This window comes from Azoarcus olearius (genome assembly GCF_001682385.1).
Lineage (GTDB): Bacteria > Pseudomonadota > Gammaproteobacteria > Burkholderiales > Rhodocyclaceae > Azoarcus > Azoarcus olearius.
Genome location: NZ_CP016210.1, coordinates 3,316,614 through 3,331,026 on the forward strand (window position 1 = coordinate 3,316,614; position 14,413 = coordinate 3,331,026).

Here is a 14,413-nt window from a genome sequence, read left to right on the forward strand (position 1 = left end):
GACGACAGTCAGTGGCGGGCGAACACCGCCTGCTTGCCGTCGCGGTCGAAGCTCACCACGTCGTAGCGGTCCGCCGGGTACGGTCCTTCCATGCCCGGCGAGCCCTGCGGCATGCCGGGCGCCGAAATGCCGAGGATCTGCGGCTTGTCGGCCAGCATGCGTTTCACGTCGGCGGCAGGCACGTGGCCTTCCACCACGTAGCCACCCACCTTGGCGGTGTGGCAGGAGCCGAGCACCTGCGGCACGCCGGCCTCGCGTTTGACCTCACCCATGCGCGGGGTGGCGATCTCCTTGACGCTGAAGCCGTGGCTGCGCATGTGCTCTGCCCATTTGCCGCAGCAGCCGCAGTTGGGGTCCTTGTACATCGTCACCGCCTCGCCGGCTGCGAGCACCGGCACCGCCACACCGGCGCCCGCCAGCAGTGCCACCAGCATCAGGCTGCAGCGGTCCGGAATGCGCATTTTCATGATGAATCCTCTCGATTTGATTCGGCTGCGGCCGACGTGACCGTTCACGCCGCGGCCAGTGGAAGCTCGATCCGGAAGGTGGTCAGCCCTGCGGCGGACTCCGCCGTCACCCGGCCGCCATGCACCTCCACGATGGAGCAGGTGATCGCCAGCCCCAGCCCGGCGCCTTCGCCATGACGCTCGCGTTCGCGGCTGGCGCGGTGGAAGCGCTCGAAGATGCGCGGCAACTCCTCGGGCGCAATCGTCTCGCCCGGATTGCGCACCGCCAGCGTCACCGTGGCCTGACCGGCATCGATGACGATCTCGACCGTGCCGCCGCGCGGCGTGTGGCGCAGCGCGTTGGACAACAGGTTGGCCAGCGCGCGGCGCAGCATCAGGCGATCGCCGGTGACCTCCGCCGCGCCCTGCACGGTGATCGTCACGCCCTGCTCCTCCGCCAGCGCCTCGTAGAACTCGGCCAGCGCCCGCGCCTCATCCTGCAGCGCCACCCGCTCCTCGGGGCGCGGCAGGCGGCCGTTTTCGGCCTGGGCCAGGAACAGCATGTCGCTCACCATGCGGGCGATGCGTTCGTACTCTTCCAGGTTGGAGGCTAGCACCTCGCGGTATTCGTCCGGGCTGCGCGCGTGCGACAGCGCCACTTCGGTCTGCGTCATCAGGTTGGACACCGGCGTGCGCAGCTCGTGGGCGATGTCCGCAGAAAAGTCCGACAGCCGGCGGAACGACGATTCCAGCCGTTCGAGCATGCCGTTGAAGGCCTCGACCAGTTCGCGCACCTCGGCGGGCGCCGCACCCTCGGCCAGCCGCTCGCCCAGGCGTTCGGCCGACAGCCGCTCGGCCGCCGCCGTCACCCGGCGCAGCGGGGCCAGACCCTTGTGCGCCGCCAGCCAGCCAAGCAGCGCCGCCGCGACCGCCGATAGCGATATGCCGGCCCACAACCGGTTGCGGACGTCGTCGAGGAAATGCACGTGATGCGAAATGTCCAGCCCGAGCAGCACCCGCAGCGGCCCGGCCGCCGCGCCGCTGCCCGCCGGCAGCGCAATGTCCGCCTCGCGGCCGATGTAATGGCGGCCGCCTTCGGTCCACATTCCGGCCCCCGCAAGCGGCGCGCCGTCGCGCTGGGCGGCGGCGAAGTGGTCGGCATGCAGTGCATAGACCACCGCGTCACCGGCATCGCGCATCAGCACCGCCACGGTGTCGTGGCCGACGAAGGCTTCGTCCAGGCGCTGGCGCACGCCAGCCAGCGCCGCGGCATCGTCGGCGCGCTGCAGCAGGCTTTCGATCAGCATCAGCTTGCCGGACAGTTCATGGTCATCGAGTTCGCGGAAGTGCGCCTCGACCGCGCGCCCCATCACCAGGCCGACAACGATCAGCAGGCTGGCGGCAAGCGCGGCGAACAGCAGCGCCAGCCGCGCGGTAAGCGAAAGCGGTGCGCGCACGCTCATGCCGGGCCCGGCGCTTCCAGCACATAGCCCATACCGCGCACGGTACGGATCAGCCTGGGCTCGAAGCCGTCGTCCACCTTGGCGCGCAGCCGGCGCACCGCCACTTCGATGACGTTGGTGTCGCTGTCGAAATTCATGTCCCACACCTGCGAAGCGATCAGCGAGCGCGGCAGCACCTCGCCCTGGCGGCGCAGCAGCAGTTCGAGCAGGGCGAATTCCTTGGCGGTGAGGTCGATGCGCTGACCGCCGCGGACTACCCGCCGGCGCAGCAGGTCCAGTTCCAGGTCGGCCGCGCGCAGCACTTCGGCCTCCTTGGCCTTGCCCCGCCGCAGCAGCGTGCGCACGCGGGCGAGCAGTTCGGAGAAAGCGAAGGGTTTGACGAGATAGTCGTCGGCGCCCAGTTCCAGCCCGCGCACACGGTCTTCCACCTGGTCGCGCGCGGTGAGGAACAACACCGGCATCTGATGGCCGGCCCGGCGCACGGTCTGCAGCACGCCCCAGCCGTCGAGCGAGGGCAGCATCACGTCGAGCACGATCAGGTCGTAGTCGCCGCCGAGCGCCAGGTGCAGGCCGTCGAGGCCGTCGCGCGCGAGGTCGACATTGAACCCGGCCTCGGCCAGCCCCTGGCGCAGGTAGTCGCCGGTCTTGGGTTCGTCCTCGACGATCAGGATCTTCACGATGGCGGTTCTCGGTGGAGTGCGGCCGCATTGTGCCTCTGCCCGCCCTCGCGGCGGGCAAGATTACAGAGATGTAATCTCGCGGTCAGCTTGCGGTCGGGTGGGCGTGCGCATAGTGCAGGCATATCGACGCTGCCCGAGGAACCGACCATGAAGTTCGTGCTTTCGCTTGCCACCCTCGCCGCCCTTGCTTCCTTTGGCGCTGCCCCCGCGCTGGCGGCGGATGACCACGAGGGCCACCACGCCGCGCCGGCCAAGGCGGCGCCGGCGGCCTATTCGGAAGGCACGGTGAAGAAGGTGGACAAGGCCGCCGGCAAGATCACCATCAGCCACGGCCCGCTGGCCAACCTGGACATGCCGCCGATGACGATGGCTTTTGCCACGGCGCAGCCGGCGATGCTCGACAAGGTCAAGGCCGGCGACAAGATCCGCTTCGTGGCCGAGCGGGTGGGCGGGGTGTTTACGGTGACTGCGCTGGAAGTGGCGCAGTAAGCCGGGTTCAGTCTGGCTGGACGAGCTGCTCGGCTGGAGCGCTTGTGATGCTGTTGGGACGCCGCGCGGGAATGTGCTCCGCGGGCTGCGGAACTCGCCCTCCGGGCTCGGGCAGTCCTCGCCCGCTCCCCAAACACCCCCAGGTCGGCCCGGCCTGTGGTTCGATACGGCGGCAAGACACCTTCAAGAAGAAGAGCCGGAGTCAGTCATGAAGTACCGCTTCGGGGCAACCTCCATCAAGCGCTTGGCCGCGCTGCTACTGCTTGCATTGGCAGGCGGCGGCCCGGCGTTCGCCGACGCCCCCGCACTCGGCGCCTCCGTCCCGGGGCTGCTCGAACACGCCCGCCTCAATAACCCGGCCTTCGCGGCCGAGCGCGCCGAAGCTCAGGCCGCGCGCGAGCGCATCGAATCCGCCGGCGCCTTGCCCGACCCGAGCTTCCAGGTCGAGCTGATGGACTTCACCAATCGCATGAATGGCGGCAAGACCACGCTGGTGCCGGGTCAGGTCGGCGAGACGCGTTACCGGGTGATCCAGCCGCTGCCCGCCTGGGGCAAGCGCGAACTCGACAGCCGCGCCGCCGAGGCGCGCGCCGGCAAGGCGGACGCCGCGCGCGACGCGGCCTGGGTGACGCTCGCCGCCGACATCAAGATGGCCTGGCTGCGCTACTACGCCTCCGACCGCGAAGCCCGGCTGAACCGCGACGCGCTGGCGCTGCTTCAGGGCCTGGAAGAAACCACGCTCAGCCGCTACAGGCTCGGCCTGCTGCCGCAGCAGGCGGTGCTGCGCGCCCAGCGCGAAATCACCGCGCAGCGGCTGACGCAGGTGGCGGTGGAGCAGAAGCGCAGCGCCGCCGCCGCGGCCCTGAACGCGCTGCTGGCGCGGCCGGCGACCGATGCCCTCGCGGCCCCGCTGGACCCCACACCGCTGCCGGAGACGCCGCAGTTCGCCACGCTGCTGGAGCGCGTGCGCGCCGCCAACCCGGAACTCGCCGCCGAAGCCCTCGGCACCGACGTCGCCCGCCTGGAACGCGACCGCGCCTGGCGCGACCGCTACCCGGACTGGAGCGTCGGCCTCACCAACAACCGCCCGCGCGACGGCGAAAACTCCTGGGATCTGATGGTGGAGGTGATGATCCCGCTGCAGCAGTCCGCCCGCCGCGCGCGCGAGCGCGAAGCCGAGCAGATGGTGACCGCCGCCGACATGCGCCGCAGCGCCGCGGAGCAGCGCCTGCAGGGCGAACTCGGCCGCAGCCATGCCGCCTACGCCGCCGGTCGCGAAACCCTGCGGCTGCTCAAGGGCAGCCTGCTGCCGCAGGCCGAGGCCACCCGCGACGCCACCCGCAGCGCCTTCGCCAACGGCCGCGTCGATTTCGATACCGTGATCGAGGCGGAACGCCAGTTGATCGACATCCGCATGCGCGCGCTGGAAACCGAGGTGGAAACCCGCTCCGCGCTCGCCGAGCTGGAAAAACTCGCAGGAGAGGTGCAGTGAAACCCGCCGTGCAACTTTCCCTTGCCGCGCTCGCGGTGGCCGTCGCACTCGGCGCCGGCTACTGGGCCGGCAGCCGCAACGGCGGCCATCCCGCCGCAGCTCCCACAGGCGACAGCGCAGCACCGGCTGCCGGCAGCGGCGAGCGCAAGCCGCTCTACTACCGCAACCCGATGGGCCTGCCCGACACCTCGCCGGTGCCGAAGAAGGACTCGATGGGCATGGACTACATCCCGGTCTATGCCGACGACACGCCCGACGACGCCGGCGTGGTCCGCGTCAGTCCGGCGCGGGTGCAGCTGCTCGGCGTCAAGACCGCGCTCGCCGAGGAACGCATGGTCGACGCCGCGGTGCGCGCGGTCGGCCGCGTCGAACTCGACGAGCGCTCGGTGGTGGCGGTGGCGCCGCGCTTCGAAGGCTGGATCGAGCGCCTCCACGTCAGCGCGGTCGGCGACCCGGTACGCAAGGGCCAACCCTTGTTCACCGTCTACAGCCCGGAACTGCAATCGGCCGGCGAAGAATTGCGCATCGCCGAAAAACTGCAGCGCGACGCAGCCGCCACCGACCCGACCGCTGCCGCGTCGGCCGCCCGGCTTGCCGATGCAACCCGCGAGCGCCTGAAGAATTGGGAGGTCGCGGCCCCCGGCGCGGCCCCACGGACGACGCCGCCCGCCGCGGGGGTGGGCGCACCGTCCCAGGCGTCCACGCGACACACCTTCCACGCCCCCGCCGACGGCATCGTGCTGGAGAAGAACGCGGTGCAGGGCGCGCGCTTCATGCCCGGCGAGGCGATCTACCGCATCGCCGACCTTTCCCGCGTGTGGGTGATCGCCGATCTCTACGAGCAGGACCTCGCCCGCATCAAGGTGGGCCAGCCGGCGAGCGTCAGCCTCGACGCTTTCCCCGGCCGCCGCTTCGACGCGAAGGTGGCCTACCTCTACCCGACGCTGAACGCCGCCACCCGCAGCACGCCGGTGCGGCTCGAACTCGACAACCGCGAACGCCTGCTGCGCCCCGGCATGTTCGCCCACGTCGAACTCGCCGCCGGCCCCGCCGCGCCGCGGGTGACGGTGCCCGCGTCGGCAGTGATCGACGACGGCCATCGCCAGGTGGTGCTGATCGCGCTCGACGAAGGCCGCTACAAGCCGCAGCCGGTGAAGCTGGGCACGCGCGGGCAGGACTACGTCGAGGTGACGGAAGGCCTGCAGGCGGGCGAGCGCGTGGTGGTATCGGCCAACTTCCTGATCGACTCGGAAAGCCAGCTGAAGGCGGCGCTCTCCAACCTGACCGAAGCGACCGCCGATACGTCCAAACCCGCGGCAGCGAAGGGTTTCGAAGCGGTCGGCGTGCTCGATGGCATCGACCTGGCGATGAACTCGATCACCGTCACCCACGAGCCGATCCCCGCGCTGCAGTGGCCGGAGATGACGATGGATTTCGGTATCGCGTCGGCGGAGGTGGTGGCCGGGATGGCACCGGGGACGGCGATCCGGTTCAGTTTCGAACAACGGGCGCCGGGGGAGTTTGTGGTGACGAAGGTTGAGCGGGTTGGAGCTGCCGCGGAAGCGGACCACAGCGGTCACGGCAAACGCTGACGAGGCGGTTCTAGTTCCTCCCCCTTCAAGGGGGAGGCTAGGAGGGGGATGGGGTCAGGCTCAGCGCCGCGATAACCCCATCCCCACCCCAGCCCTCCCCTTGAAGGGGAGGGAGCAGACAGGCCAGCCCGATAGCCGGCGCCAGGAGGCACCGTCGTTCGGTCGGCGGCGAGCAGTGCTCGCCGAAACCCCGCCCTCACCCCCTTGAAGGGGAGGGAGCAAAGCAGGCCAGCTCAACTGCTGGCGCCCACAAGTCAATGTCGTTCGGCGGGCAGCGGGCAGCGGGCAGCGGGCAACACTCACAGGCGCGCCCTCTCCCAGTGAAGGGAAGAGGGCACAGTGGAAAACAGCTTCATCCATCCGGATCCAAACTTACCGACATGCTCTCCCGCCTGATCGACTGGTCCGCCCGCAACGTCTTCCTCGTCCTGCTCGGCACGCTTTTCCTCATCGGCGGCGGGCTGTACGCGGTCAAGCACACGCCGCTGGACGCCCTGCCCGACCTCTCCGACGTGCAGGTCATCGTCTATACCGACTACCCCGGCCAGGGGCCGCAGGTGGTGGAGGACCAGGTCACCTACCCGCTCACCACCGCGATGCTGGCGGTGCCGCGGGCGCGGGTGGTGCGCGGCTTCTCGATGTTCGGCGCGTCCTACGTGTATGTGATTTTCGAGGACGGCACCGACATCTACTGGGCGCGCTCGCGGGTGCTGGAATACCTCAGCACCGCCGCCGGGCGCTTGCCGCAGGGCGTGGCGCCGCAGATCGGGCCGGACGCCACCGGGGTGGGCTGGGTCTATCAGTACGCGGTGCTGGGCCGCGACATGTCGCTGGCCGACACCCGCAGCCTGCAGGACTGGTACGTGCGCTACCAGCTCACCAAGGCCGCCGGCGTGTCGGAGGTGGCGAGCGTGGGCGGCTTCGTGCGCGAGTACCAGGTCACCGTCGATCCGCACCGGCTGGCGAGCTACGGCATCGCGCTGGACGAGGTGAGCCGCGCCATCCGCAACGCCAACCGCGACGTCGGCGGCCGCGTGGTGGAGATGGCGGAAAAGGAATACATGGTGCGCGGCCGCGGCTACCTGCGCGGCGTCGAGGACATCGCCGGACTGGTGCTGAAGAGCGAGAACGGCACGCCGGTGCGGGTGGCCGACATCGGCCGCGTAGAGCTGGTGCCGGCCGAGCGCCGCGGCATCGCCGAGCTGAACGGCGAAGGCGAGGTCGCCTCCGGCATCGTCATGGCCCGCTTCGGCCAGAACGCGCTCGACGTGATCGCCAACGTCAAGGCCAAGATCGCCGAGATCGCCCCCGGCCTGCCGGCCGGCGCCGAGATCGTGCCGGTGTACGACCGCTCCACGCTGATCGAGCGCGCCATCGCCAACCTGCAATGGACGCTGCTGGAGGAAAGCCTGATCGTCGCCGCCGTGTGCGTGATCTTCCTGCTGCATGTGCGCAGCGCGCTGGTGGCGATCATCACGCTGCCGCTCGGCATCCTGATCGCGTTCGTTGCGATGCGCGCGCTCGGAATGGGCGCGGACATCATGAGCCTGGGCGGCATCGCGATCGCGATCGGCGCGATGGTGGATGCGGCGATCGTGATGATCGAGAACGCGCACAAGCATCTGGAGAGGCTGGCTGTGCACTCCGCCCCCTTCGAGGGGGAGGCCGGGAGGGAGATGGGGTTCGACGACGGCACCCTGCCCCATCCCCACCCCACCCCTCCCCTTGAAGGGGAGGGAGAAACGGCGACCGACGCCCCGCTTTACTCCTCCCCCTCCAAGGGGGAGGCCGGGAGGGAGATGGGGTTGGATGGCACGAGCGATGTCCGTGCCGACTCGCCGTCCAACTCCATCCCCTTCAAGGGGAGGGCGGGGGTGGGGATGGGGTTCGACGGCGGCCCCCTGCCCCATCCCCACCCTGACCCTTCCCTTGACGGAGAGGGGACAAAAACAGTGCGCGCCGCTGCCACACCTGAGGCAGCCCGCGCGGCCGCCATCCTCGCCGCCTGCAAGGAAGTCGGCCCCGCGCTCTTCTTCTCGCTGCTCATCATCACCGTCTCCTTCCTCCCGGTCTTCACCCTCGAAGGCCAGGAAGGGCGGCTGTTTTCCCCGCTCGCCTTCACCAAGACCTTCGCTATGGCCGGTGCGGCCCTGCTGTCGGTGACGCTGGTGCCGGTGCTGATGCTGTTCTTCGTGCGCGGCCGCATCCTGCCGGAGTCGAAGAACCCGGTGAACCGGCTGCTGATCTGGCTCTACCGCCCCATCATCCGCGCCGTGCTGCGCTTCAAGTGGGTCACCATCGCGCTGGCGCTGCTGGCGATGGTGGCGACGCTGCTGCCGGCACGCCAGATCGGCTCGGAGTTCATGCCCACGCTCAACGAGGGCACGCTGTTCTACATGCCGGCGGCGCTGCCGGGGATGTCGGTGACCGAGGCCGGACGGCTGCTCGCCACCACCAACCGCATCATCAAGACCTTCCCTGAGGTCGAATCGGTGTATGGCAAGGCCGGCCGCGCCAATACCGCCACCGACCCGGCGCCGCTGGAGATGTTCGAGACCGTCATCAACCTCAAGCCGCACAGCGAATGGCGGCCGGGCATGACCACCGACAAGCTGGTTGCCGAGATGGACGCTGCGCTCAAGTTCCCCGGCCTCGCCAACTCGTGGACCATGCCGATCAAGGCCCGCATCGACATGCTCAGCACCGGCATCCGCACGCCGGTGGGCGTCAAGGTGTTCGGCAAGGATCTGGAAACGCTGGAAACCGTCGCCCGCCAGGTGGAGGCCGCGGTGCGCACCGTGCCGGGCACCGCCAGCGCCTACGCCGAGCGCGTGGCCGGCGGCTACTACGTGGATATCGAGCCGAAACGCGAGCAGCTCGCGCGCTACGGGCTCTCGGTGGACATGGTGCAGGAGGTGGTCGCCACCGCGCTCGGCGGCGACATGGTCACCACCACGGTGGAAGGCCTGGAGCGCTACAACGTGGCGGTGCGCTACCCGCGCGCGCTGCGCGACAGCCCGCAGCGCATCGCCGCAGAGGTGTATGTGCCGACCATGAGCGGCCCGATCCCGCTCGGCCAGCTCGCCACCGTCAGCATCCAGCGCGGCGCGCCGGCCATCCGCACCGAAAACGCGCTGCTCGCCGCCTACGTCTATGTCGACACCCGCGAGGCCGACATCGGCGCCTTCGTGAAGCGCGCGCAGCAGGCGGTGGCGGAACAGGTGAGCTTCCCGGCCGGCTACTACGCCACCTGGAGCGGCCAGTTCGAGAACATGGAGCGCGCCAAGGAAAAGATGAAGATCGTGCTGCCGCTGACGCTGGCGCTGATCTTCGTGCTGCTCTACCTCAACTTCCGCCGGCTGACGGAGACCCTGATCGTGATGCTGTCGGTGCCCTTCGCGCTGGTCGGCGGGGTGTGGCTGATGTGGTGGCTGGGCTACCAGATGAGCGTGGCGGTGGCGGTCGGCTTCATCGCGCTGGCCGGCGTCGCCGCCGAGACCGGCGTGATCATGCTGATCTACCTCGACCACGCCTGGGAAGCGATCCGCGCCCGCCGCGCCGCCGAAGGCCGCGCGCCGACGGTGGCCGATCTCTACGAAGCGATCATGGAAGGCGCGGTGGAGCGGGTGCGGCCGAAGATGATGACGGTGGTGGCGATCATGGCGGGCCTCTTGCCGATCATGTGGAGCAGCGGCACCGGGGCGGAGGTGATGAGCCGCATCGCGGCGCCGATGGTGGGCGGCATGATTTCCTCCACGGTGCTGACGCTGGCAGTGATCCCGGCGCTGTATGCGGTGGTGAAGACGCGCCGCCTGCGCCGCGCGGAGACCGCGAGCGCGCCGGCGACATCGGCAGCCTGAGCCGGACGCGGCGCGGCGGATGAGCGCGACGCCATCCGCCGGCGAGCTGGCGACCACCCGCGCCAGCCCATGCAGGAGGCGGGCGCCCAAGCTGCCGCGACTATGCTGCAACTGTGGATACGCGCGGGGGAGATGAAGCCATGCGCCACGAACATCACCACGAATACAGCCATCTGCACGGCGAACCCGGTGCCCCGGTGCCGGCCGGCGAAGACGGCGAGCAGGCGCTGGCCGCGCTCGCCGACGAGCACCCGGCCACCGACCGCGACCCGGTCTGCGGCATGACGGTGGCGGCCGACTCTCCCTACGCCGCCTGCCACCAGGGCCATCGCTACCGCTTCTGCAGCGCCCACTGCCAGGCGCGCTTCGAAGCCGACCCCGCGCGCTATACCGCTGCGGGCGCGCCGCATCCTCACCACCCCCGGTCCGCAGCAGACGCAGCGCCGGACGAGCGTGCGGAATACACCTGCCCGATGCACCCGGAGATCCGTCAGCGCGGCCCCGGCACCTGCCCCAAGTGCGGCATGGCGCTGGAGCCGGTGCTGCCGGCGGCGGGGGCCGAAGCCAACCCGGAACTGGCCGACTTTCGCCGCCGCTTCTGGTGGACGTTGCCGCTCACGCTCGCGGCCTTCGCCATCGCGATGTCCGGCGGCCTGTTCGATCCGCTGCTCGGCGCCGCGCGGCCATGGGTGGAACTCGCGCTCGCCACGCCGGTAGTGCTGTGGGCGGGCGCGCCCTTCTTCGTGCGCTGCGCGCAGTCCATCGCCCGCCGCAGCCCCAACATGTGGACGCTGATCGGGTTGGGCACCGGCGCGGCCTACCTCTACAGCGCGATCGCCACCGTCGCGCCCGGACTCTTCCCGCATTCCTTCCGCATGGGCGAGCACGTCGCGGTGTATTTCGAGGCCGCCGCGGTGATCATCTCGTTGACGCTGCTCGGCCAGCTGATGGAACTGAAGGCGCGCGCCGAGACCGGCGCCGCGATCAAGGCGCTGCTCGGCCTCGCCCCCAGGACCGCGCGCCGCATCCGCGCCGACGGCGGCGAGGAAGACATCCCGCTCGCCCATGTGCATCCGGGCGACCGCCTGCGGGTGCGCCCCGGCGAGAAGGTGCCGGTGGATGGCGGCGTGGTCGAGGGCGAAAGCGCGGTGGACGAATCCATGCTCACCGGCGAACCCATTCCGGTGACCAAGCGGCCGGGTGATGCGCTGATCGGTGCCACGCTGAACACCAGCGGGGCGCTGGTGATGGTGGCCGAGAAGATCGGCAGCCAGACGGTGCTGTCGCAGATCGTGCAGATGGTGGCGCAGGCACAACGCTCGCGCGCGCCGATGCAGCGCATGGCGGACGTGGTCGCCGGCTGGTTCGTGGTCGTGGTGGTGCTGATCGCGCTCGCCAGCTTCTTCGCGTGGGGGCTGTTCGGCCCGCAGCCGAGCTGGGCCTACGGCCTGATCAATGCCGTGGCGGTGCTCATCATCGCCTGCCCGTGCGCGCTCGGTTTGGCCACACCGATGTCGGTGATGGTCGCCACCGGCAAGGCCGCCACCCACGGCGTGCTGTTCCGCGACGCCGCGGCGATCGAGGCGTTGCGCCAGGTCGACACCCTGATCGTGGACAAGACGGGCACCCTCACCGAAGGCCGCCCCGCCTTCCATGCCCTTGCCGCCGCCGAAGGCTGGACCGAGGACGCGGTGCTGCGCATCGCCGCCAGCCTCGACCAGGGCAGCGAACACCCGCTCGCCCACGCCATCGTTGCCGCGGCCCGGGAGCGCGGACTGAAGCTGACGACACCCGACCGCTTCGAATCCTCATCCGGTATCGGCGTGCGTGGCACGTTGGAAGGCCGCCGCGTGGTGCTCGGCAACACCGCGCTGATGGACGACGAAGGCATCGCCTGGCAGCCGCTCGCCGCACGCGCCGAAGCGCTGCGCCACGAGGGCGCCAGCGTGATGCACCTCGCCGTCGACGGCGCGCTTGCCGGGCTGATCGCGGTGGCCGATCCGATCAAGGCTTCCACCGCCGACGCGCTGCGCACGCTGCGCGACAGCGGCATGCGCGTCGTCATGGCCACCGGCGACGGCCTCACCACCGCGCGCGCGGTCGGCGGCCGGCTGGGCATCGACGCGGTGCACGGCGAGGTCAAGCCGGCAGACAAGGATGCGCTGGTCGCCAGGCTGCAGGGCGAAGGCCGCGTGGTCGCGATGGCGGGCGACGGCATCAACGACGCCCCGGCGCTGGCGCGCGCCAACGTCGGCATCGCCATGGGCACCGGCACCGACGTGGCGATGAACAGCGCCCACCTGACGCTGGTGAAGGGCGACCTGCGCGGCATCGCCACCGCGCGCAACATCTCGCTCGCCACCGTCGCCAACATGCGCCAGAACCTGCTGTTCGCGCTGCTCTACAACGCGCTCGGCGTGCCGATCGCCGCCGGCCTGCTCTACCCGGCCTTCGGCCTGTTGCTGTCGCCGATGATCGCCGCGCTGGCGATGAGCTTCAGCTCGGTGTCGGTGGTCGGCAACGCGCTGCGCTTGCGCAACGCGCGGGTCTAGTCCGTCTGGCATCGTCCCTGCTTCGAGGAGGGCCATTACGAACGGCAAGCCCGCCACGGAGTTCCCGATGCTGACCGAAGACGAAGCCCGCGCCCGCCTCGCCACCCACCCGCTGCCGCCCAACCCCTGGGTGTATGCCAACGAGCACGCGGTCATCATCAAGGCGGACTACACCGACACCATCGAGCGCATGCTGCGCTGGGTGCCGAAGACACGCTGGAGCGCGAAACACCGCTGCTGGATCGTGCCGCTGACCGGGCTGGAACTGGTGCGCTCGGTGCTGCCGGAACTCAGCCGGCTGGCCGAGGCGATGCAGGAGACGCCGGTGGCGCCGGCGGCGGAACCGGCCGGCGCCGACGCCGAAGCGCTGGCGCGCAAGTGGTTCGTGGACAGCGCGCGGCTGCTCTACGGCAGCGACTGGCAGCGCGAAACCGCGCGTGCGCTCGGCCGCGAGGAAGCGGCGCTGGCGCGCTGGGTGCTGGGCGAAGGCGTGCTGGAAGCACCGCCCGCGGTACTGCTGGACGAAATGCTGGCGCTGATGCGCCGGCGCGCGACGGACATCGCCGCCGCGGCCGACGTGCTGGCGCAGCGCCTGCGCGACGGAGGTCCTGCCGCGGCAGCGCCCGCCTGAGGCGCGGCGCCGTCCGGCGGGATCAGATCGCGCGGACCTGGTCGGCCTTGACGATCAGCTGCAGCCGCTCGGCCTTGTCGAATACCGCCAGCGGCAGTTCGAAGACGAACTGGTTCTCGTACCAGGCGCGGCCGTAGGGCAGGAACAGCGCGCTCGCCGGCAGCGCCAGCAAACAGTCCGCGGCGTCGAACAGCGCCACCGCACACGTAGCGCTACCCGGCGCCTCCGGCACGTTGTCGTCGCCGAAGACTTCGAACTGCACGAACACCTTGGCCGCCTCGATGCCGCCTTCGCTGGTCTTCACCGCGGTGACGCGGATGTTCTGGTAGCGACGGCCGGGCTTGCCGTCGTGGGTGAGCTGGATGAACTCATGCAGCTTGCCCTTCTTCACCACGGTGCCGTCGAGCACCGGAATGCCGAGCTGGGTCATGCCCAGGCCGGTGGGTTTGCCGGGTTTCAGATCGATGAAAGTCGTGTTCTCGGCCAGTACGGGCACGGCGCTCTCCATGGTTTCGATTGCGACAAGGGCGGGGGCAGTGCGCGACAAACGCCGCGCAGAAGGCGGCCGCGGGTCGCGTCAGGGGGAATAAAGCAGTTTCGGTGCCAAACGCGCCCGCGCCGATCCGCACCGCACAAGGGTGTATCCATTGCGCGCGCCGCTCCGTCCAAGCGAACAGGAGGCCAATCCCGGCCTTCGCTTCCCTTCCGGATGGAGTCGCCATGAACGAACTGACGAAACGCGAGCGCGAACTGGTCGCGATCGGGGCCGCACTGGGCAGCAACTGCGCCAGCTGCATCGAATTCCACCTGCCGGAGGCGCGCGCCGCCGGCCTCAGCGAGGCGCAGATCCGCGAGGCGGTCGAGCTCGCCGATGCGGTGCGCACCGTATCCGCCCGCAATGCGCTGCAGGCGGCCACCGCCGCGCCCGCCGGCGCGGCGGCTGCGCCCGGCGAAGCCTGCGCCCAGCTCGAACGCCATGCTCCGCGCTGCTGCTGACGCGGACCGTTGCCGCGGCATCGTGGCGGCAGCGTGGCACCGCCTGCGGTGCCGGCTCGCCGCCCGCCGCCAGGCCCGGCGGCAAGCCATCGCGACCCTGGGCGCGCGCGAGCTTGCCGACCTCGGCCTGCGGCCCGCCGACCTTCAAGCCCTCGCCGCCGGGTTGTTCACGTCCGACGACACCCGGCGCCAACGCTGAACCCGGAGACCTC

At 70.3% G+C, this 14,413-nt stretch carries 12 protein-coding genes; 8 read left to right on the forward strand and 4 right to left on the reverse strand.

Annotated features, from left to right (window positions below; translation table 11 throughout):
- Nucleotides 1-8 precede the first annotated feature (8 nt).
- From dqs_RS15205 to dqs_RS15215, 3 genes are read right to left on the reverse strand one after another with little or no spacing between them, the layout of a single operon-like run.
- Nucleotides 9-467: a DUF411 domain-containing protein gene (locus tag dqs_RS15205; protein WP_011766670.1), complete on the reverse strand. Its 459-nt coding sequence runs from the start codon at nucleotides 465-467 to the stop codon at nucleotides 9-11.
- A gap of 44 nt (nucleotides 468-511) precedes the next feature.
- Nucleotides 512-1,909, reverse strand: coding sequence for a heavy metal sensor histidine kinase (locus tag dqs_RS15210; protein WP_065341001.1), 1,398 nt, complete (start codon nucleotides 1,907-1,909; stop codon nucleotides 512-514).
- Nucleotides 1,906-2,586: a heavy metal response regulator transcription factor gene (locus dqs_RS15215; protein WP_065341002.1), complete on the reverse strand. Its 681-nt coding sequence runs from the start codon at nucleotides 2,584-2,586 to the stop codon at nucleotides 1,906-1,908. The genes dqs_RS15210 and dqs_RS15215 overlap by 4 nt, the downstream gene beginning before the upstream one ends.
- Before the next feature lie 150 nt (nucleotides 2,587-2,736).
- Between dqs_RS15215 and dqs_RS15220 the strand changes: the two genes are divergently transcribed.
- The 6 genes from dqs_RS15220 (at nucleotide 2,737) to dqs_RS15250 (ending at nucleotide 13,205) form a co-directional block, all read left to right on the forward strand.
- Entirely contained in the window at nucleotides 2,737-3,078 is a 342-nt protein-coding gene (locus dqs_RS15220; RefSeq protein WP_065341003.1) for a copper-binding protein, read from the forward strand.
- Between the two features lie 208 nt (nucleotides 3,079-3,286).
- Entirely contained in the window at nucleotides 3,287-4,570 is a 1,284-nt protein-coding gene (locus dqs_RS15225) for a TolC family protein (protein WP_065341004.1), read from the forward strand.
- The gene (locus dqs_RS15230; RefSeq protein ID WP_065341005.1) at nucleotides 4,567-6,162 is read left to right on the forward strand and encodes an efflux RND transporter periplasmic adaptor subunit; all 1,596 of its coding nucleotides are present in this window, start codon (nucleotides 4,567-4,569) and stop codon (nucleotides 6,160-6,162) included. The genes dqs_RS15225 and dqs_RS15230 overlap by 4 nt, the downstream gene beginning before the upstream one ends.
- Before the next feature lie 380 nt (nucleotides 6,163-6,542).
- Nucleotides 6,543-10,022, forward strand: coding sequence for an efflux RND transporter permease subunit (locus dqs_RS21130; protein WP_236778693.1), 3,480 nt, complete (start codon nucleotides 6,543-6,545; stop codon nucleotides 10,020-10,022).
- Between the two features lie 140 nt (nucleotides 10,023-10,162).
- The gene (locus dqs_RS15245; RefSeq protein WP_157108196.1) at nucleotides 10,163-12,574 is read left to right on the forward strand and encodes a heavy metal translocating P-type ATPase; all 2,412 of its coding nucleotides are present in this window, start codon (nucleotides 10,163-10,165) and stop codon (nucleotides 12,572-12,574) included.
- Nucleotides 12,575-12,641: 67 nt separating this feature from the next.
- Nucleotides 12,642-13,205, forward strand: a complete 564-nt coding sequence (locus dqs_RS15250; protein WP_065341006.1) for a hypothetical protein — start codon at nucleotides 12,642-12,644, stop codon at nucleotides 13,203-13,205.
- A 22-nt stretch (nucleotides 13,206-13,227) separates the two neighbouring features.
- On the opposite strand, the gene dqs_RS15255 is transcribed toward dqs_RS15250, so the two are convergent.
- The gene (locus dqs_RS15255) at nucleotides 13,228-13,701 is read right to left on the reverse strand and encodes a hypothetical protein (protein ID WP_236778694.1); all 474 of its coding nucleotides are present in this window, start codon (nucleotides 13,699-13,701) and stop codon (nucleotides 13,228-13,230) included.
- 224 nt (nucleotides 13,702-13,925) lie between these two features.
- Between dqs_RS15255 and dqs_RS15260 the strand changes: the two genes are divergently transcribed.
- Both dqs_RS15260 and dqs_RS15265 read left to right on the forward strand, forming a co-directional pair.
- On the forward strand, nucleotides 13,926-14,201 hold the full coding sequence (locus dqs_RS15260) for a carboxymuconolactone decarboxylase family protein (RefSeq protein ID WP_065341008.1): 276 nt from the start codon (nucleotides 13,926-13,928) through the stop codon (nucleotides 14,199-14,201).
- Entirely contained in the window at nucleotides 14,182-14,400 is a 219-nt protein-coding gene (locus dqs_RS15265) for a hypothetical protein (protein ID WP_065341009.1), read from the forward strand. The genes dqs_RS15260 and dqs_RS15265 overlap by 20 nt, the downstream gene beginning before the upstream one ends.
- Nucleotides 14,401-14,413: the final 13 nt, after the last annotated feature.